A 19313-nucleotide genomic window follows, 5' to 3' on the forward strand; every position below is an offset into this window, starting at 1 on the left:
CCGGCTTCATCTTCGCCATCGACATGGATCGGCTGGGTCAGGTTGCCTTCGGCGATGGTTTCCGCCGCCTCCAGTGCCTTGGAAATCGGCTTGGTAATGCTCACGGTCAGCAACCAGGCGAACAGCAGGGTCAGGCCGCTGGCGATCACCAGCAAGGTCACCACCAGATTGAACGACATCGAATACTGATCCTTCGCGCCCTGGTCGGTTTCGGCGATCTGCTGGGTGTTGATCTCCAGCAAGCGCGCCAGCGCGGTATTCACCGCTTCCGAATTGCTCAGCAAATCGCTGTTGAGCATCTGCCGCAACTCGTCGATCTGATTGTTGCGCGACAGGGTTTTCATCCGCTCTTCGAGCTGACGGTACTGCGCCAGCAATTGCACGTACTGATCGTACGCCGCACGTTCCTGCGGGCCTTCGATCAGTGGCTCGTATGCGCGTTGCGCATCGGCGATCTGGCGATTGCGCAGGTCGAACAGTTCGATGGTTTTCTGCTGCACGTCGGGTTCGCGGTTGATCAGCAAACGATAGGAGAGCACGCGCAGGCGCAGGGTCAGTTGGGTGAATTCGTCCAGAGCCTTGATCGACGGCACGCTGGCGGTGGCGATGTCTTCGCCGGCCGCGCGGATCTTGCTCATCTGGTTCAGCGCAAACACGCCGAGAATCAACATCAGGCCGCCGATCAGGGCGAAGCCGGTGAACGCCCGTGGGGCGATGTTCATATTGCGAAGGGACATGGGCGGATACCGAAAAGGGCCGCATCCATGCGGGCTGAGACTGCTGTATGGGTGACTTATCGGTCATACGACTAAAGTCTTGAGGTGGTGTGCGTATTTGTCGCAGACAGGCTTGAGCGACGAAGTGCAGGAACCAGATCGACCAATCACAGTCTTTTAAACTCGCGAGAAGCTTCGCCACCCAGGAAAATCAAGGCCTTGCGCCAGGTTAACCCTGGCATCCGTGGTGACTTTTCTTTATCGTACGCGCCCTTTGAAAAACGCTTGGAAGATCAAAATGTTGGAAGCATCCCTCAGCCAATTGGAACAGCTCGTCAGCGACCTGGTGCAACAGAACCAGACCTTGCTGCAGACCAACCAGACCCTGTCCACGGAACTGGCCCAGGCCAAGGATGAAAACGAAAGCCTGCAACTGAACCTGATGGAGCAGGAAGAAAAACACGGCGCCACCGCCGCGCGCATCCAGGCGCTGGTTGATCGCGTCAATGCCGGTCCTGTCAGCGCATGAACCACGGCACAGCAGGGGTAAAAGTCATCTCCATTCTTGGCGAGGACTATTCGATCAAGGCACCGGCCGGGGAAGAACAGACCCTGTTGGACGCGGCGATGATGCTCAAGGCCGCGCTGGAAGACACCAAGCGCAAATACCCGACGCTGATCGGTGACCGTTTGCTGGTGCTGGCGGCGATGAATCTGTGCTCGCAGCAGATCGAAATGAAGAAACAGCACCAGGAAGAACTCGACCGTTATCAAGAGCAAGTCAGCGCCACGGTCGACACCATTGCCAAGACGATCAGTCAGGGTTGACTCGCTTTTCGCAGCGCCTCGGTACATTGAGGCGCTGAACATGCTGAGGTCTTGTTGCTATGAGGCTTGGAGTATTGGCTGCCAGTAGACTTTTGTTGTCCATTCTCCATCGGATTGCTTGATGAACTCTGAGTGGGAAACTCTATAGGTAGTATTTTCGATCGTCACTTCATCACCCTTGGAAAGCAGGTAGATATATTCTGCCGACGGAATTGGCTGAACTGTGCTGTACGTCGTGCCTGCGAGGGTGGTGATCGTAATTTTGTAATGGATTACCGGGAAAACCATGACCTCGGTGAAGTGCCTGCGAATAATCATCGATTGAGAAGTCGAGCTCCCGACAAAGTCGCCAATGAGCGCCGATTTAACAAACGTATCGTTGTCAGCCATTGCCTGAACAAAATTCTCTCGTGGACCGGTGTCAGTCATGTTCTTTCTCCTGCGATGGACGGCTTGGATCTGCGACGCGGATGCTTGTCACAGACGTGAAACCGCGAATCTAAGCCACCCGATGCAAGTTGTAACCTGTCAGACTTGACAGTGAATCCCTCGATATAATGGCCAGCTTCTTGCTAGTAAGGATACGGCTGTACCGAAGGTTGTGTTTTATTCTGATGCTCTTTGTATACAATCGGCACGGCTGTTGCAGTGGTTCAGGCTCTTATTCTTCGGGGGTGCTCCATGCAGTGGTGGCGACGCAGTATTCAGTGGCAGTTGATTCTCGGCATGGGCGCGGCCCTGCTGATCAGCATCGTGATTGTGGTTGGCATTTATACCCTGGTGGTCAACCGCCTCGCCCAGAGCTATCTGGTCGAACAGGCGCTGCCGTCGAGCATTGAAGCGACGCGCAACGATATCGAACGCATCCTCGTCCAGCCACTCACCGCCGCCAAGGACATCGCCAGCAACACCATGGTGCGTGACTGGCTGGCATCCGGCGAAGACAGCCGCAAAACCGCGCTTTTCGCGCAATATCTGGAAGGCATCCGCGCTGAACACAAAGCCTTTACCGCGTTGATCATCGGCACCGAATCCAATCATTACATCACCGAAAAAGGCCTCGATCGCACCCTCAGTCGCGCGAAACCGGCCGACGCCTGGTTCTATTCCTTTCTCGACAGCAATCAGCCGCGCACCCTCAATATCGACAACGACGGCGCCACTGGCGAGCTGGCCCTGTTCATCGATCTGAAGGTCGAGCAGGCCGGCAAAGTCGTCGGTGTCGCCGGGTTGGGGCTGAGCATGAAAGAGCTGTCTGAGCTGATCCACAACTTCAGTTTCGGCGAGCGCGGCAAGGTCTATCTCGTGCGTTCCGATGGTTTGATTCAGGTCCATCCTGAAGCGCAGTTCAGCGGCAAACGCACCTTGACCGAGCAGATCGGCGCCAACGCGGCGCAAGCGCTGATGGGGCACAAATCCGCAGTGAACAGCAGCTTCCAGCGCGACGGTGAAGACTTCCTCGCCTTCAGCCTGCCCCTGCGCGATCTCGGCTGGACGCTGGTGGCCGAAGTGCCGCAGTCGCAGATCTACGCCGAAGCACGGAAAGCGATGTGGATGAGCGGCGGCATCGGTCTGGTGGTGGCGCTGGTCTGCCTGGCGTTGGTGGTGTGGCTGGCGCAGGGGCTGGTGCGACCGATTCGACAAGTAACACGGGCGCTGGTGGCCATCGGTAGCGGTGGTGGAGATTTGACCCACCGGTTAGATTCCAGCCGTGCCGATGAGCTGGGCGACCTGGCGCGCGGCTTCAACCGTTTCCTCGACAGCCAGCGCGCAATGATCGGTGAAGTGCTGACCACCAGCGAGCGCCTGCGCACAGCCGTAGGGCAAGTGGCTACGGTGGTGGACAACACCGCCGAGCGTTCCGGCCGGCAGCAGGAAATGACCGACATGGTAGCCACCGCCGTCCACGAAATGGGCCTGACCGTGCAGGAAATCGCGCAGAACGCTGGCAACGCCGCGCTTGCCTCGCAAACCGCGCGCGATGAGGCGTTGCAGGCACGGGAAGTGGTTGGTGGCTCGATCCGTCATATCGAGAGCATGTCCGATGAGATCGGCGTGGCGGCAGGGGCGGTGGGTGAGCTGGCGCAGCAAGTGGCGTCGATTGATTCGGTGCTGGCGGTGATTCGTGGCGTTTCCGAACAGACCAATCTGCTGGCACTCAACGCCGCCATCGAAGCTGCCCGCGCCGGCGATATGGGCCGTGGCTTCGCGGTGGTCGCCGATGAAGTGCGCACCCTCGCGCGCAGGACCCAGGCCTCGACCGACGAAATTCAATTGATGATCGGCAGCCTCAAGCAAGGCGCGGAAAACGCCGTGTCATCGATGCGCACCGGTCAGGCTGCAACCGGGACCGGGGTTGAATCGAGCCAGCGTACCGGCGCGTCACTGACGGCGATCACCGGTCAGGTCGAGCGCATCAGCGATATGAACCATCAGGTAGCGACGGCAACCGAAGAGCAGTCCGCGGTGACTGAAGAGATCAACCGCAACGTGCAGGGGATTTCCGATCTGGCACGGGCGACGGCGGGGGAGGTTCGTGCGTGTCGTGAGGATTGTCAGATGTTGCAGCGGCTGGCGGATGATCTGGCGCGGCAGATGGGTGGGTTCAAGTTGAGTTGAAGCTGTATCGCCTGGGCTGACGCCTTCGCGAGCAGGCTCGCTCCCACATTGGATTCGGCATGTTCACGCATCCTGTGAACACCACCTGTCCTGTGGGAGCGAGCCTGCTCGCGAATGGTTTCAGTCGCAAAACAACTTGCAGATCAGAACCACTCCTCCAGCATCCCCAGACACGTATCATCCCGCGCCTCCAGCAAGTCCAGCTCATGCTGGCAACCCGGCACTTTCCATGTCAGGAAATACCGCGCCGCCTGCAACTTGCCCTTATAGAAGTCGACATCCGCCGCATTTCCTTTGGCCAGGCCTTCCTCGGCGCGGATCGCCTGCTCCAGCCAGCGCCAGCCGATCACTGCGTGGCCGAACACTTTCAGGTACAGCGCCGAGTTCGCCAGGCTGCTGTTGACCTTGCCTTGGGCCAGATCGGTGAGCAGGCCGATGGTCACGGTTTGCAGGCGGGCAACGAGTTTTTCCAGCGGTTCGCGCAGGGTGGTCAACGAATCGTATTCAGTGGCACGTTCGGCCGTGTTGGCGATCAATCGAATCAGCTGCTTGAGACCGGCGCCACCGTTCTGCGCCAGTTTGCGCCCGAGCAAATCCAGCGACTGGATGCCGTGGGTGCCTTCGTGGATCGGATTCAAGCGGTTGTCGCGATAGTACTGCTCCACCGGGTACTCACGGGTGTAGCCGTGGCCGCCAAGAATCTGGATCGCCAGTTCGTTGGCCTTCAGGCAAAACTCCGAAGGCCAGGATTTGACGATCGGTGTCAGCAAGTCCAACAGTTCATGAGCCTGTTTGCGTTCGGCTTCGGTTTCCAGCGTGGTGGTGTCATCGAACAACCGCGCGGCGTACAGGCCGAGGTCAAACGCACCTTCGACGTAGGATTTCTGCGTCAGCAGCATGCGTCTGACGTCCGCGTGCTGAATGATCGCCACCGGCGCAGTGGTCGGATCCTTGCTGTCCGGCACCCGGCCCTGCGGCCGCTCACGCGCATATTCCAGTGAATACAGGTAACCGGCATAGCCGAGCATCACCGCGCCCATGCCGACGCCGATTCGCGCTTCGTTCATCATCTGGAACATGTAGCTCAAACCATGGTGCGGTTTGCCCACCAGATAGCCGACGCACTCACCGTTATCGCCGAAGTTCAGCGCCGTCGATGTGGTGCCGCGCCAGCCCATCTTGTGGAACAAACCGGCGAGCAGCACGTCGTTGCGCTGGCCGAGGCTGCCGTCGTCGTTGACCAGAAACTTCGGCACGATAAACAGCGAAATACCTTTCACCCCCGGCGGTGCGTCCGGCAGTTTGGCGAGCACCATGTGTACGATGTTTTCCGACAGCGGATGATCGCCGCCGGAAATGAAGATCTTGTTGCCCTTCAGGCGATAGGTGCCGTCGGACGCAGGCTCGGCGCGGGTACGAATGTCCGACAGCGATGAACCGGCATGGGGCTCGGTCAGGGCCATGGTGCCGAAGAAACGTCCGTCGATCATCGGTTGCAGGAAGCGCTGTTTCTGCTCTTCGCTGCCAAAGCTCTCGATCAGATTGGCCGCGCCCATGGTCAGGAACGGGTACGACGTCGACGCTGCGTTGGCGGACTGAAAGTGCGCGAAGCAGGCTTGCGACAGCAGGGTCGGCAATTGCATTCCGCCGGCGTCGAAACTTCGCGCTGCGTTAAGGAATCCGGCCTCAAGGAAGGCATCCACCGCCGGTTTCACTTCAGGAATCAGGATCGCCTTACCATCCTCGTAGCGCGGCTCGTTCTCGTCGCCCTTGCGGTTGTGCGGCGCAAAGTACTTCTCGGCGATGTTGCGCGCGGTGCCGATGGCGGCGTCGAAGGTTTCGCGGTTGTGCTCGGCAAAGCGCTCACGCCGGGTCAGGCCCTCGGCATCAAGGACTTCATACAGCTCGAAAGCCAGATTGCGGGAACTGAGCAGCGTCTCGGACATGGCGGCCTACCTGAAATTGGGGTTGGGCCGAGTCTAAGGCGGGGGAATAGAGGCTGGATAGGATGATTGATGAGAGTGATGCAGAAGCAAAAGATCGCAGCCTTCGGCAGCTCCTACATTTGGAATGCGTTTCCCTGTAGGAGCTGCCGAAGGCTGCGATCTTTTGATCTTCTGTGGAAGCGAGCCTGCTCGCGAAAGCGGTGGTTCAGGCAACATTGATGTCGACTGAAACGTCGTCTTCGCGAGCAGGCTCGCTCCCACAGAGTATTGCGTACCAGGCGACCATTGCGGTCGCCTGGATTTACAGCGATTTAACCGATGGTCATCAAGCTGGCATTACCCCCCGCCGCAGCGGTGTTCACGCTCAATGCACGCTCGATCACCAGGCGCTCCAGGGCAATGTTGGTCTCGCCTTGGGACAGTCCCTGAACGCCAACGATCGCGCCGCCACGCTGGGCGATCTGCTGGCAGACGCCGCGCAACTGGTCGGAGTGGCCGTGATGCAGCACGGCATAGAACACCACTTCGTCCTTGTTCCAGTCGGCAACACGTTTGATCCGCGCCTGGACTTCCTTCGGCAGACGGGCGAACAACGCCTTGGTCAGCTCGGTTTCCGGCCACACCGCCGAACCGCCCACTGCCAGCACCGCCGCCAGTTGCGTCAGCAGATCACCTTCAACTTCCGCCAGGCACAGCACGTGTTCGCGCGGCAGAATGGCGTAGCTGTTTTTCTCGCCGGTCGGGCCAGCCAGCACGCGGGTGATGCCGCTCTGCGACTGTGCTGCGTATTGCACGCACAGGGTGCTCAGATCGGCGAACTTGTTGTTGTCGGCCCAGGCTTTCAGAGCGTTCAACGATTGGCTCATGGCATCGCGCAAGCGCACGTCCGGGGCGACGATGGCGTCACCGCGAGCGAAGGATTGCTCGATGGCGTCGCTAGGACGCGTCGACAGCAAACGGTACAGATACAGCGGGCCGCCGGCTTTCGGGCCAGTACCCGACAAGCCTTCGCCGCCGAATGGCTGCACGCCGACCACGGCACCGACGATGTTGCGGTTGACGTAGACGTTACCGGCGTTGACGTTGTCGATCACCTTGGCGATGGTCTCGTCGATGCGCGTGTGCACGCCCAGCGTCAGGCCGTAACCGGAGGCGTTGATCTGACCGATCAGTTGATCCAGCTCTTTGCGCTTGTAGCGCACCACGTGCAGTACCGGGCCGAAGATTTCGCGTTGCAGTTCGTCGAAGCTTTCCAGCTCGATCAGGGTCGGCATGACGAAGGTGCCGCGCTTGATCTCTTCGCTGTCGGCAATCGCCACCTGGTAAACATTGCGACCTTTGTCGCGCATGCCCTGGATGTGCTTGTCGATGCCCGCCTTGGCTTCGGCGTCGATCACCGGGCCGATGTCCACGGACAGACGCTCGGGGTTGCCGAGACGGCTTTCGGCCATGGCACCTTTGAGCATTTCGATGACGCGATCGGCGGAATCTTCCTGCAGGCACAGCACGCGCAACGCCGAGCAGCGCTGACCGGCGCTGTCGAAGGCCGACGACACTACGTCGATCACGACTTGTTCAGTCAACGCCGAGGAATCGACGATCATCGCGTTCTGGCCACCGGTTTCGGCGATCAGCGGAATCGGACGGCCCTGGCTGTCGAGACGGCCAGCGATGTTGCGTTGCAGCAAGCGCGCGACTTCGGTGGAACCAGTGAACATCACGCCTTTGACGCGCTCGTCACCGACCAGACCGGCGCCGACGGTTTCACCGCGACCCGGCAGCAGTTGCAGCACGCCTTCCGGGATGCCGGCTTCGAGCATCAGGCGCACAGCCTGAGCCGCTACCAGCGGAGTCTGCTCGGCCGGTTTGGCCAGTACCGGGTTACCGGCGGCCAATGCCGCAGCGACCTGGCCGCTGAAGATTGCCAGCGGGAAGTTCCACGGGCTGATGCACACCACCGGGCCGAGTGGGCGGTGGGCGTCATTGCTGAAATCGTTGCGCGCCTGCACTGCGTAATAACGCAGGAAGTCGACCGCTTCGCGGACTTCGGCGATGGCGTTGGCGTAGGTCTTGCCGGCTTCGCGAGCCAGCAGACCCATCAGCGGCTGGATCTCGCCTTCCATCAGGTCAGCGGCACGTTCCAGGATCGCCGCACGTTCGGCCGGCGGGGTGGCCTGCCAGATCGGCGCGGCGTTCAGCGCGCATTGAATGGCGCTGTCGACATCTTCAACGGTAGCTTCTTGAACATGACCGACCACATCGCGGTGATCGGACGGGTTCAGCACGGCGACCGGCGTTTCGTTGCTGGACGCGCAACCGAGCATCGGCGCGGCTTTCCAGTCGTTGTGCGCGGTGGCGAGCAGGGCGCAGGACAGCGAGGCCAGACGATGTTCGTTGGCCATGTCGATGCCGCTCGAGTTGGCGCGCTCGGCGCCGTACAGATCACGCGGCAGCGGAATGCGCGGGTGCGGCAAGCCGAAACCGCCTTCCACGGTGGCCATCTGCTCGATCTGCGCCACCGGATCGGCCACCAGTTCCTGAATCGAAATCGACTGGTCGGCGATACGGTTGACGAACGAAGTGTTGGCACCGTTTTCCAGCAGACGACGCACGAGGTACGCCAGCAGGGTTTCGTGGGTGCCGACCGGTGCGTACACGCGGCACGGACGGTTCAGCTTGCCTTCGGCAACCTTGCCGACAACCTGCTCGTAGAGCGGTTCGCCCATGCCGTGCAGGCACTGGAATTCGTACTGGCCCGGGTAATAGTTCTGACCGGCGATGTGGTAGATCGCCGACAGGGTGTGGGCGTTGTGCGTGGCGAATTGCGGGTAGATGACTTCCGGTACCGACAGCAGTTTGCGTGCGCAAGCAATGTAGGAAACGTCGGTGTACACCTTGCGGGTGTAGACCGGATAGCCTTCCAGGCCTTCAACCTGGGCGCGCTTGATTTCGCTGTCCCAGTACGCGCCTTTTACCAGGCGGATCATCAGGCGATGGCGGCTGCGGCGGGCCAGATCGATCACGTAGTCGATCACGTACGGGCAACGCTTCTGGTAAGCCTGGATGACGAAACCGATGCCGTTCCAGCCAGTCAGTTGCGGCTCGAAGCACAGACGTTCGAGCAGATCCAGCGACAGCTCGAGGCGGTCGGCTTCTTCGGCGTCGATGTTCAGGCCGATGTCGTATTGCTTGGCCAGCAGGGTCAGCGACAGCAGGCGCGGGTACAGCTCGTCCATCACGCGCTCGTACTGCGCACGGCTGTAGCGCGGGTGCAGCGCCGAGAGCTTGATGGAGATGCCCGGGCCTTCATAAATTCCACGACCGTGGGACGCTTTGCCGATCGAGTGGATCGCTTGTTCGTACGAGGCCAGGTATTTTTGCGCGTCGACTTCAGTGAGTGCCGCTTCACCGAGCATGTCGTAGGAGTAACGGAAGCCTTTGGCTTCGAACTTGCTCGCATTGGCCAGTGCTTCGGCGATGGTTTCGCCGGTAACGAACTGCTCGCCCATCAGGCGCATGGCCATGTCGACGCCCTTGCGGATCATCGGCTCGCCGCTCTTGCCGATGATGCGGCTCAGCGACGAAGTCAGGCCGGCTTCGTTGTGGGTGGAGACCAGTTTGCCAGTCAGCAGCAGACCCCAGGTCGCAGCGTTGACGAACAGCGAAGGGCTGTTGCCCAGGTGCGGATGCCAGTTGCCGGTGCTGATCTTGTCGCGGATCAGCGCATCGCGGGTGCCTTTGTCCGGGATGCGCAGCAGCGCTTCGGCCAGGCACATCAGCGCCACGCCTTCCTGGGACGACAGGGAAAATTCCTGCAGCAGGCCCTGAACAATGCCCGCACGACCGCCGGCACTCTTCTGGTTACGCAGTTTTTCCGCGATGGTCGCCGCGAGCTTGTTGGTGGCTTCGGCCATCGGGGCCGGCAGGCGTGCCTGCTCGATCAGCATTGGCACCACTTCCGGCTCAGGACGGCGGTAAGCAGCGGTGATCGAAGCGCGCAGCACCGATTGCGGGAGGATGCTTTCAGCGAATTCGAGGAAGCATTGGTGAGCGTGATCGGTCTGCACTTCGCCTGCGTCATCGGCGTCTTTGGCGGTCAAACCGTTCAACTCGGTCAGGGTTGCACCACCCTCGAGTTTTTCCAGGTAATTGAAAATTGCCTGCTTGATCAGCCAGTGCGGCGTGCGATCAATCGAGGTTGCGGCAGCCTTCAGGCGCTCGCGGGTCGGGTCATCGAGTTTGACCCCAAGGGTGGTGGTAGCCATATTTTTATCCTCATGGTTGCCACAGTTGCGTGGCATCAGCTGGCCGCAAGATTAGCCGTGCGCTGAATGAGGTGCAACCGGGTGCAACCCTTTTTTTGCCGGAATAATACGCAGCTCGTCAGGAAATAATTTCTGGTACGAAAGTGCTGCTCCTGCTTGGTGCTTTTGCTTCTAGCAAAGAGGCGTGACTGCCACAAAAGGGAGCAAAAACGGGGTGATCGTCGATTAATCCGACTGGGTGCAACTAATTCTCGCGAAACTGGTTGCACCTTATTTGCTTTGTTGCATAGCATTCGCCGCCAAGGTGCAACCGGGAATAACCCGGTGTACCGGCTGATGGCTTTCCTGGGGAAACATCAGTCTTAAATGCGCGGGATCCCGGATCGTCTGCCAAACGTCGTCGTTTGCGAGCGGTTCACTACCGCCGCTACATAAAAACAAAGCCAGGGCGTAACTCAATGAGCGTAAGCAATCCAACCCTGATCACGTTCGTGATCTACATCGCAGCAATGGTGCTGATCGGCTTGATGGCCTATCGCTCCACCAACAACCTTTCTGACTATATTCTCGGTGGTCGCAGCCTCGGCAGCGTCGTCACCGCGCTGTCTGCCGGTGCCTCCGACATGAGCGGCTGGTTGCTGATGGGCCTGCCGGGCGCCATCTACATGTCCGGTCTGTCTGAAAGCTGGATCGCCATCGGCCTGATCGTCGGTGCCTACCTGAACTGGCTGTTCGTCGCCGGCCGTCTGCGTGTGCAGACCGAGCACAACGGCGATGCCCTGACTCTGCCGGATTACTTTTCCAGCCGTTTCGAAGATAAAAGCGGCTTGCTGCGGATTATCTCGGCGATCGTGATTCTGGTGTTTTTTACCATCTACTGCGCTTCCGGCATCGTCGCTGGTGCGCGTCTGTTCGAAAGCACGTTCGGCATGACCTACGAAACGGCGCTGTGGGCCGGTGCGGCGGCAACGATTGCCTACACCTTCATCGGCGGTTTCCTCGCGGTGAGCTGGACCGACACCGTCCAAGCCACGCTGATGATCTTCGCGCTGATCCTTACGCCTATCATCGTCCTGCTGGCCACTGGCGGCGTCGACACCACGTTCCTGGCCATCGAAGCGCAGGATCCGAGCAACTTCGACATGCTCAAAGGCACCACCTTCATCGGCATCATCTCGCTGATGGGTTGGGGTCTGGGCTACTTCGGCCAGCCGCACATCCTCGCGCGCTTCATGGCGGCGGATTCGGTGAAGTCGATCGCCAAGGCGCGTCGCATTTCCATGGCCTGGATGATCCTGTGCCTGGGCGGCACCGTTGCGGTGGGCTTCTTCGGTATCGCCTATTTCTCGGCGCACCCGGAAGTGGCCGGTCCTGTGACCGAGAACCCGGAGCGCGTGTTCATCGAACTGGCGAAAATCCTCTTCAACCCATGGGTTGCCGGTGTACTGCTGTCGGCCATTCTGGCTGCGGTGATGAGCACCCTGAGCTGCCAGTTGCTGGTGTGCTCGAGCGCCCTGACCGAAGACTTCTATAAAGCCTTCCTGCGCAAGTCCGCCTCCCAGCTTGAGCTGGTCTGGGTCGGTCGTGCCATGGTGCTGCTGGTAGCCTTGATTGCCATCGCGATGGCTGCCAACCCGGAAAACCGTGTACTGGGTCTGGTGTCCTACGCCTGGGCCGGTTTCGGTGCTGCGTTCGGACCGGTGGTGCTGATCTCGGTCGTCTGGAAAGACATGACCCGCAACGGCGCACTGGCCGGCATTCTGGTCGGCGCGATCACCGTGGTGGTCTGGAAGCACTTCGAACTGCTGGGTCTGTACGAAATCATTCCTGGCTTCATCTTCGCCAGCCTGGCCATCTACTTTGTCAGCAAGGCGGGTGAACCGACTCGCGGCATGGTTGAGCGCTTCGAGGCAGCGGAAAAAGATTTCCATTTGAACAAGTGATGGACTGAGCTTCGGCTCACATGAAAACGGCTCGTTTCCTACCGGAGGCGGGCCGTTTTTTATGGCCTGTGATTTCTCGAATCCTGTGGAAATCCATTGTGGGAGCGAGCCTGCTCGCGAATGCGATTGATCATTCAATGAATGTATCGACTGACATGCCGCTTTCGCGAGCAGGCTCGCTCCCACAGGGTGGGTGGCAGGTTTGATTGAATTGTCTGTAGTCGAACGGCCGAATTAACAAGGTCCTTTCAGCAAACCACGTAGGGCAAATCTGAATTTCCCGTCACCTGCTCAGCACCCCTTGCCCCTCATGCAGAATCGCCCGCCCTCACACTGCAGAGAGACATCGGATGTTCGCGCCTGCCAATCAACCGCGTTTCACGTTGACCCTCGAAGGCGCCCAGCATGACCTCAAGGTCCTTGAGTTCACAGGCAGGGAAGCCATCAGCCAACCCTTTCGCTTCGAACTGGAACTGGTCAGCGAGCGGCCGGACCTGGATCTGGAAAGCCTGCTGCATGGTCAGGCGTTTCTGAGTTTCGATGCTCAGGGTTGCGGTATTCATGGTCAGATTTATCAGGTCGGGCAGGGCGATTCCGGGAAACGTCTGACACGCTATCACCTCAGCCTTGTCCCGCGTCTGACGTATCTGGGGCATCGCATCAACCAGCGGATTTTTCAGCATCAGAACGTGCCGCAAATTGTCACGCAGATCCTCAAGGACCATTCGATCCTGCGCGATGCCTTTGAATTTCGCCTGGGCAGCGAATACCCGGAGCGCGAATACTGCGTGCAATACGCCGAAAGCGATCTGGCCTTCATCCAGCGTCTGTGTGCCGAAGTCGGCATTCATTACCACTTTCAACACAGCCCCGAAGGCCATTTGCTGGTATTCGGCGACGACCAGACCGTGTTCCCCAAGCTGCCCGAGCCGACGCTGTATCTGCCGGGCAGCGGCATGTCGGCGGGCGCGCCGGCGATTCAGCGTTTCAATGTGCGCGTGGAAACCCGCACCAGCGTCGTCACCCGGCGCGACTACAACTTCGAAAAACCACGCCTGTCGCTGGAAAGTCGCAGTGACGGCGAGCAGCGTCCAGTGCTGGAGGACTATCACTTTCCCGGTCAATTCAATGATCGCGAAACCGGCAAAGGCCTGACGCGCCGCGCGCTTGAACGTCATGTCGCCGATTACCGTCAAGCCGAAGGCACCAGCGACGAATCCTCGCTGGTCTGCGGCCATTTCCTGCAACTCACCGGGCATCCGCGCAGCGACTGGAATGATCTGTGGTTGCTCACCTGTGTCGAGCATCGCGGCCGTCAGCCGCAGGTGCTTGAGGAATCGGTGACCAGCGATGGCGAATCCTTCCAGGGCTACCGCAATACTTTCGTCGCCACGCCGTGGGACGTGGTCTTTCGTCCGGCGCTGTGCCCGGAAAAACCGCGCATGTCGGGCTACCAACCTGCCGTGGTCACCGGCCCGAAAGACCTTGAGATCCATTGCGATGAATACGGCCGGGTCAAAGTGCAACTGGCCTGGGACCGCGATGGCGAACTCAATGAGCACTCCAGTTGCTGGCTGCGCGTTGCGACCGGTTGGGCTCACGATCACTACGGCAGCGTGTTGATTCCGCGCGTCGGCATGGAAGTTTTGGTCGGCTTCATTGATGGCGATGCCGACAAGCCGCTGGTCATGGGTTGCCTGCCGAATGCGGCGACCCCGGTGCCGCTGGATCTGCCGGCAGACAAGACCCGCAGTATCTTCCGCAGCCAGAGCAGCCCTGGCGGTGGCGGTTATAACGAACTGCGCATCGAAGACAAAAAAGGCGCCGAGGAAATCTACCTGCGTGCCCAGCGCAACTGGACCCAGCATGTGCTCAACGACCAGCAGCTGCAGGTCGATAATCAGCGCAGTGTGGTGGTCACCGGCACCGCCCGCCATGAACTCAAGGCCGACGAGCAACGCATCACCCACGGCCAGCGCCAGACCGAAGTCAGGCAGGATGATCATTTGTCCGTGCTCGGCGACCGGCAGGTGCGGGTGAACAGCCAGGCCACCAGCGCCTCGGCGCAGATCCATATCAGCGCAGGCCAGCAAGTGGTCATTGATGGCGGCGCGAGCGCGACGATTCAGGCCGGGGGACAGTGGATCAACATCGGCCCCGGCGGAATTTTCAGCAGCGTGCCGATTGTTGTGGGTGGCGCGCCGATGGCGGCGACCAGCGCTGCGCCGGTGGTGCCGGGATTGCCGGAGAAACTGGCCGCTGCGCCAGCGGCGATTCTCACCGCCGCACAGATCATGAGTCTCAAAGGTGATGCGCCATTCTGCGAGGAGTGTGAGCGTTGTAAGGATGGTGTTTGTGCAGCGTGAGGAATTGACGCCCGAACAATGGCTGGCGCGGCAGCCGCTGCATGCGTCGGAACAATTGTTCGCCATTTTCAGCCGCGCCAGCGACGCCGATGCCTTCAAAGCCTGGCAGGGCACGGCGAATCCGGTCTGGGCCGAAACCATTTATGCCGAGTGGGACGCGGTGATGCCCTACGTGGGAATTGTCGCTGCAGACAGTGAGTTTTTACGTTGGGTGGCGGAAACAGAATCCCGGGATTGGGGATGGTTGGCGGTGTCTTCGGCGGATCTTGACGTGCTGGTCGAACATTTCCGCAGCCTCACTCAAGTGCTGATGCCGGACGGTAAAACCGTGTTTTTCCGCTTTTGGGATGGTCGGTTTCTGCTGCCTCTTTTGCACTCTGAGGAGGTCAATTCCGCGCAATTGCTGCCAGTCGTTTCACGAGCCTTGATCAATGGCCAAGCCATCGAAATCGCGGGCCGTGCGCTGGTTTCGGGGCGGGTCTTTCCGTGGTGGAGCGTGCCGCAATCGCTCTTGGCGCAGACAGATGCAAGCGTACGCATCGCCAATGCTTTGCAATGGCTGAGCGAGGAGCAACCGGCCGTGTTCGAGGCGTTTCCCGAGGCTGTTTTGCGCTGCAAGGTCGGGCAGTTTTTCAAATTATCGATGTCGGAAGATTCGTCACGATCGTCCCTTCTGGAGTTTTTGCTGGCAGAGGCAGAGTGAAATTTCGGGGCAAACGCTTCGGACGTTTCCTTCGAATCGCGGCGGCTTTCATGAACTGGTGCGCGGTGGGTTGCAGGGATAGTCTTTTCGTTGTCGCCGCGAGAGCGTTGGCAGGATGAAGGATTCCCGCATTCATGACGTTACAGTTCGTTGGCTTTTTGCGGCACTTGGTTCAAGTCCGTAAGATCGTTCGCGGCGGCTGTGCGTGGGGCACGCTTCGGCGTGGCCGAGGTCCATGATTGCTCGGTTCCTACTCCCGCGCACAGCTGCCACCCTAACCCGTAGGAAGGTGTGATGGCGGCTCACGTTTATCAATCATGGGACCCGGAAAATGACCAATATGCATACTGATTCACCCTACGAAAAAATCACTCCTCACCCCGACAACCGCTTCATGGCCCTCACCGGCAATTGCAGCGACATGCCCAGCCTGTTCGTCGACACCCATGTGCCTCTCGATATCCTCATGGACGCTGCCAACCACCGCATCCGCGCCGTGGTCCAGGTCCTGGAAAACATGTGCATGCGCGGCTCGATCGAATGCGACTCCGTGATCCTCAGCGACTTCGCCCTGCTGTGCGCCATCCCATTGCGCGATGGCTGTGATGTGCTCGATGTCATCGGCAGACGCTTGCGCAGCATGCCCGCCTGAAGATCAGAAGATCGCAGCCTTCGGCAGAGTGGACGCCTATCCCATGTAGGGGCTGCCGAAGACTGCGATCTTTTGTCGTTGAAGAGCAAGTCACGGCGTTGTTTTAGGCTGCGAAGCCAACCTTATTGAAGCGGTAAACAGAATTTTTTATCAGGGTTACTTTTTTTATATCTTTGTCACATTTCCCAGAAGTCTGCCAGCAGCGCCGTCGCTAATGGTAAAGCTGACCTTGTCACCAACTTTCAGGCGGGGATCGCCCGGAGTGCTTACGCTCAGGTCTCCACTGTTGTCATCGGGTTTCACCGTTATTGAGTATGTTGGGTACGGCCCGCCTGCACCACTGGTATAGGCGCTAATCACGGTGCCATTGCCCGATGTATTTACAGTAATTTTTGCCATTTCCAATCTCCTTCCAGTCGTAGTCTAGAATCAGGGCGATCGATTGATTTTCGCGTCGTTCAGACTATGGATCAGTAGCTACCGATAACGCCACTGTCAGATCTGACAGGTAATTGCATTAAATACTACCGTCTATCCAAATTCGACCTTTGTGCAGCTCCGTAAAATTCCTCATCTCCGATTTCCTGATATGGCCTTCAACTACTCCCCACTTTGCGCCGTGCTCCTGGTGCTGGAGAATATATGCATGCGCCGTTCGATCAAGGTGACTCGATGATCCTCAGCGACTTCGCCAAATTCTGCGCCATCCCTTGCTCGACGTCATCGGGCGACGTCTGGGCGCCATGCCTGCCTGAACTGTTCAGAAGCAAAATCAAAAGATCGCAGCCTTCGTCAGCTCCTACACGGGATCATCTGTAGTAGCTGCCGAAGGCTGCGATCTTTTGACGTTTAGGGTTCAGCAGTCAGTCTGCGATGTGCCGATCCTGGGTCTTGATAAAACTGTCGAAAGCCTCTGACTTGAGACCTCCAGGCACCCATAAAAAACGAAATGGCTTTTCGAGTGTTTGCTGATCGACGGTGTCTGCTCAGATGCCGCATACACATAGTTTCTGGTTGTTTTATAACGATCGTGCAGCACTTGCAGCGTGTCTTCATTTTGCTGGATGGAATGCAGGCCGTTGCCCATGGATGAGTAGGCATTGGCGGATAGTGCAATGTCTTTTCTCTGGGCTGATTGCTCATTGAATGGCGCCGGGATGCAGTTGGCTCAGCCCGTAGTTCTTTAGTGTCTGGCGTGCCTGTTCAATGTGGGTTTCGTCGGCAAGGGCGAGGTATGGACTAAGAAGGCCGAGTAAACAGATGATCAGATATCGCATGAATTTTTGACTTCCTGTCGTTGATGGTTAGCCAGTTTAACGCCATAAAAGCAAAGCCCCTCACCCTAGCCCTCTCCCAGAGGGAGAGGGGACTGACCGAGTTGTCTTGGTGTTGTACGCCGACCTGCGACTTCAGCGGTGAACTTCGTTTGGCCAAGCCTGAGATCACGTCGATCATTCAGGTCGATGTAACTCGCAAGATCGCCACCGTAAGTCCCCTCTCCCTTCGGGAGAGGGTTAGGGTGAGGGAAAGGCGTTTGTCCACTCGGCTGCGAACCCCTGACTTGCCGCCCGGTAAAAGGTAAACTTTGCGGCCCTCGCAGGAGCAGCCATGAATTATCGTCACGCCTTCCATGCCGGCAATCACGCCGATGTGTTCAAACACCTGACCTTGACCCGCCTCATCGCTCTGATGTCGCGCAAGGAGCAGCCGTTTGCCTATCTCGACACGCACGCCGGCATCGGTCTGTATGACTTGCAGGGCGATCAGGCCAATCGCACCGGCGAGTACCTGGAAGGCATTGCGCGGTTGTGGGATCAGCCGGACCTGCCGGCGCTGACTGCCGACTATATGAAGGTGCTGCACGAGATGAACCCGGATGGCCAGTTGCGCTATTACCCGGGTTCGCCGGAGCTGGCACGGCGTCTGACGCGGCCGCAGGATCGGGTGATGCTCAACGAGAAGCATCCCGAAGATGGCGTGTTGCTCAAGGACAACATGGCCGGCGATCGTCGAGTGAAAGTGCATCTGGGCGAGGGCTGGCATGTGGCGCGGGCGATGTTGCCGGTGCAGGAGAAGCGCGCGGTGATGCTGATCGATCCGCCGTTCGAGCAACTCGACGAGATGCAGCGTTGCGCGGCGTCGATGAAAGAAGCCATCGGCCGCATGCGCCAGACTGTGGCTGCGATCTGGTATCCGGTGAAGGATCAGCGTGCACTGCGGCGTTTCTATCAGGACCTGGCAGGCACGGGTGCACCGAAGTTGCTGCGTGTGGAGCTGCTGGTGCATCCGCTGGATACGCCGAACAGCCTGAACGGTTCCGGGCTGGCGATCGCCAATCCGCCGTGGGGGCTGGAAGAAGAGTTGCGTGAGTTGCTGCCGTGGTTGTCGAAGAAGCTGGGGCAGACCCAGGGTGGCTGGCAGATGGATTGGTTAATTGCCGAGAGCTGATCGCCGAGCGATCGTTCCCACGCTCCGCGTGGGAATGCCTCAATGGACGCTCTGCGTCCGCTGTCAGGACGCGGAGCGTCCCGGGCTGCATTCCCACGCAGAGCGTGGGAACGATCAGGCGGGGTTAGTTGCCCGCCAGGCTCGCAGGCATGCAAACGCCGGTGCCGCCAATCCCGCAATAACCCTCAGGGTTCTTCGCCAGATATTGCTGGTGATACGTCTCGGCGAAGTACACGGTCGGCGCCTGTTCGATCTCGGTGCTGATTTCGCCCAGACCCGCCTTCGACAGTTCCGCCTGATACACAGCCTTGCTCTTCAGCGCCGCGTCCAGATGCTCAGGCGAGGTCGCGTAGATCACCGAGCGGTACTGGGTGCCGATGTCGTTGCCCTGACGCATGCCCTGAGTCGGGTTGTGCAGTTCCCAGAACATCGCCAGCAGTTCCTCGTAACTGACTTGGGCCTTGTCATACACCACCAAGACCACTTCGGCGTGGCCGGTTAGGCCCGAGCAGACTTCTTCGTACGTCGGGTTCGGCGTGAAGCCGCCGGCGTAACCGACCACGGTGCTGACCACACCTTCGCGCTGCCAGAAACGTCGTTCCGCGCCCCAGAAGCAACCCAGACCGAAAATCGCAAAGTCGACGTCCTGAAAGAATGGACCGAGCAGCGGGGTGTCTTCGAAGACGAAGTGTTTTTCCGGCAGGGTCATCGCGGTTTCGCGGCCGGGCAGGGCTTGTTCTTTGGTTGGAAGCACGTTTTTGTTCACCAGAATTTCCGAGCGCAGAACCATGAGCGTTCCTCTCAGTCAGGTTGGAGGTAAAAAGTCA

13 protein-coding genes and 2 pseudogenes are annotated in these 19313 nt (G+C 59.2%); 9 read left to right on the plus strand and 6 right to left on the minus strand.

The features are described 5' to 3' along the window. Window positions 1-14: 14 nt before the first annotated feature. A pseudogene (locus PSH90_RS27435) lies at window positions 15-737 on the minus strand (MCP four helix bundle domain-containing protein); the annotation flags it as partial. A 277-nt stretch (window positions 738-1014) separates the two neighbouring features. Between PSH90_RS27435 and PSH90_RS02130 the strand changes: the two are divergent. Both PSH90_RS02130 and PSH90_RS02135 read left to right on the plus strand, forming a co-directional pair. After that, the gene (locus PSH90_RS02130; RefSeq protein WP_122508526.1) at window positions 1015-1245 is read left to right on the plus strand and encodes a hypothetical protein; all 231 of its coding nucleotides are present in this window, start codon (window positions 1015-1017) and stop codon (window positions 1243-1245) included. Then, the gene (locus PSH90_RS02135; protein WP_056787426.1) at window positions 1242-1544 is read left to right on the plus strand and encodes a cell division protein ZapA; all 303 of its coding nucleotides are present in this window, start codon (window positions 1242-1244) and stop codon (window positions 1542-1544) included. Before PSH90_RS02130 ends, PSH90_RS02135 begins: the two co-directional genes overlap by 4 nt. Before the next feature lie 57 nt (window positions 1545-1601). Here the strand turns inward: PSH90_RS02135 and PSH90_RS02140 are convergent, their stop codons facing one another. Next, window positions 1602-1973, minus strand: coding sequence for a hypothetical protein (locus PSH90_RS02140; protein WP_056787429.1), 372 nt, complete (start codon window positions 1971-1973; stop codon window positions 1602-1604). Window positions 1974-2270: 297 nt separating this feature from the next. Here PSH90_RS02140 and PSH90_RS27440 point away from each other — a divergent pair. Both PSH90_RS27440 and PSH90_RS27445 read left to right on the plus strand, forming a co-directional pair. Beyond that, window positions 2271-3248: pseudogene (locus tag PSH90_RS27440) on the plus strand (cache domain-containing protein); the annotation flags it as partial. A gap of 207 nt (window positions 3249-3455) precedes the next feature. Beyond that, the gene (locus tag PSH90_RS27445; protein WP_370695131.1) at window positions 3456-4163 is read left to right on the plus strand and encodes a methyl-accepting chemotaxis protein; all 708 of its coding nucleotides are present in this window, start codon (window positions 3456-3458) and stop codon (window positions 4161-4163) included. A gap of 143 nt (window positions 4164-4306) precedes the next feature. Here the strand turns inward: PSH90_RS27445 and PSH90_RS02150 are convergent, their stop codons facing one another. Continuing rightward, window positions 4307-6109, minus strand: coding sequence for an acyl-CoA dehydrogenase (locus PSH90_RS02150; protein ID WP_305382055.1), 1803 nt, complete (start codon window positions 6107-6109; stop codon window positions 4307-4309). 311 nt (window positions 6110-6420) lie between these two features. Next, a complete protein-coding gene (putA, locus tag PSH90_RS02155) occupies window positions 6421-10374 on the minus strand; it encodes a trifunctional transcriptional regulator/proline dehydrogenase/L-glutamate gamma-semialdehyde dehydrogenase (RefSeq protein WP_305382056.1) in 3954 nt (1317 codons plus the stop codon). Between the two features lie 458 nt (window positions 10375-10832). On the opposite strand from putA, the gene putP reads away from it, so the two are divergent. The 4 genes from putP to PSH90_RS02175 all read left to right on the plus strand — a co-directional run bounded on the left by putP (window position 10833) and on the right by PSH90_RS02175 (window position 16038). Continuing rightward, window positions 10833-12317, plus strand: a complete 1485-nt coding sequence (gene putP, locus PSH90_RS02160) for a sodium/proline symporter PutP (RefSeq protein ID WP_095181000.1) — start codon at window positions 10833-10835, stop codon at window positions 12315-12317. A 350-nt stretch (window positions 12318-12667) separates the two neighbouring features. Continuing rightward, window positions 12668-14683, plus strand: coding sequence for a type VI secretion system tip protein TssI/VgrG (gene tssI / locus PSH90_RS02165; protein WP_305382058.1), 2016 nt, complete (start codon window positions 12668-12670; stop codon window positions 14681-14683). Then, window positions 14664-15386 (plus strand): DUF4123 domain-containing protein, encoded by a 723-nt coding sequence (locus tag PSH90_RS02170; RefSeq protein ID WP_370695110.1) that lies wholly within the window; start codon window positions 14664-14666, stop codon window positions 15384-15386. Before tssI ends, PSH90_RS02170 begins: the two co-directional genes overlap by 20 nt. 331 nt (window positions 15387-15717) lie before the next feature. Further along, window positions 15718-16038: a hypothetical protein gene (locus PSH90_RS02175; protein WP_056787448.1), complete on the plus strand. Its 321-nt coding sequence runs from the start codon at window positions 15718-15720 to the stop codon at window positions 16036-16038. 165 nt (window positions 16039-16203) lie between these two features. On the opposite strand, the gene PSH90_RS02180 is transcribed toward PSH90_RS02175, so the two are convergent. Next, on the minus strand, window positions 16204-16437 hold the full coding sequence (locus PSH90_RS02180) for a hypothetical protein (protein ID WP_150638083.1): 234 nt from the start codon (window positions 16435-16437) through the stop codon (window positions 16204-16206). 1209 nt (window positions 16438-17646) lie between these two features. On the opposite strand from PSH90_RS02180, the gene PSH90_RS02185 reads away from it, so the two are divergent. Then, window positions 17647-18486, plus strand: a complete 840-nt coding sequence (locus tag PSH90_RS02185; RefSeq protein ID WP_016772007.1) for a 23S rRNA (adenine(2030)-N(6))-methyltransferase RlmJ — start codon at window positions 17647-17649, stop codon at window positions 18484-18486. 124 nt (window positions 18487-18610) lie between these two features. Here PSH90_RS02185 and msrA read toward each other — a convergent pair whose 3' ends face one another. Then, window positions 18611-19276, minus strand: coding sequence for a peptide-methionine (S)-S-oxide reductase MsrA (gene msrA / locus PSH90_RS02190; protein ID WP_056787451.1), 666 nt, complete (start codon window positions 19274-19276; stop codon window positions 18611-18613). Window positions 19277-19313: the final 37 nt, after the last annotated feature.

Origin of the sequence: Pseudomonas sp. FP1762, assembly GCF_030687105.1 — a bacterium.
Lineage (GTDB): Bacteria > Pseudomonadota > Gammaproteobacteria > Pseudomonadales > Pseudomonadaceae > Aquipseudomonas > Aquipseudomonas siliginis.

Bases quoted from the DNA above. Each gene is read 5' to 3' on its own strand.
- msrA (WP_056787451.1), bottom strand. From the start codon at position 19,276: ATGGTTCTGCGCTCGGAAATTCTGGTGAACAAAAACGTGCTTCCAACC.
- PSH90_RS02135 (WP_056787426.1), top strand. From the start codon at position 1,242: ATGAACCACGGCACAGCAGGGGTAAAAGTCATCTCCATTCTTGGCGAG.
- PSH90_RS02170 (WP_370695110.1), top strand. From the start codon at position 14,664: ATGGTGTTTGTGCAGCGTGAGGAATTGACGCCCGAACAATGGCTGGCG.
- putP (WP_095181000.1), top strand. From the start codon at position 10,833: ATGAGCGTAAGCAATCCAACCCTGATCACGTTCGTGATCTACATCGCA.
- PSH90_RS02130 (WP_122508526.1), top strand. From the start codon at position 1,015: ATGTTGGAAGCATCCCTCAGCCAATTGGAACAGCTCGTCAGCGACCTG.
- PSH90_RS02150 (WP_305382055.1), bottom strand. From the start codon at position 6,109: ATGTCCGAGACGCTGCTCAGTTCCCGCAATCTGGCTTTCGAGCTGTAT.
- PSH90_RS02185 (WP_016772007.1), top strand. From the start codon at position 17,647: ATGAATTATCGTCACGCCTTCCATGCCGGCAATCACGCCGATGTGTTC.
- PSH90_RS02180 (WP_150638083.1), bottom strand. From the start codon at position 16,437: ATGGCAAAAATTACTGTAAATACATCGGGCAATGGCACCGTGATTAGC.
- PSH90_RS02175 (WP_056787448.1), top strand. From the start codon at position 15,718: ATGACCAATATGCATACTGATTCACCCTACGAAAAAATCACTCCTCAC.
- tssI (WP_305382058.1), top strand. From the start codon at position 12,668: ATGTTCGCGCCTGCCAATCAACCGCGTTTCACGTTGACCCTCGAAGGC.
- PSH90_RS02140 (WP_056787429.1), bottom strand. From the start codon at position 1,973: ATGACTGACACCGGTCCACGAGAGAATTTTGTTCAGGCAATGGCTGAC.
- PSH90_RS27445 (WP_370695131.1), top strand. From the start codon at position 3,456: ATGGGCCTGACCGTGCAGGAAATCGCGCAGAACGCTGGCAACGCCGCG.
- putA (WP_305382056.1), bottom strand. From the start codon at position 10,374: ATGGCTACCACCACCCTTGGGGTCAAACTCGATGACCCGACCCGCGAG.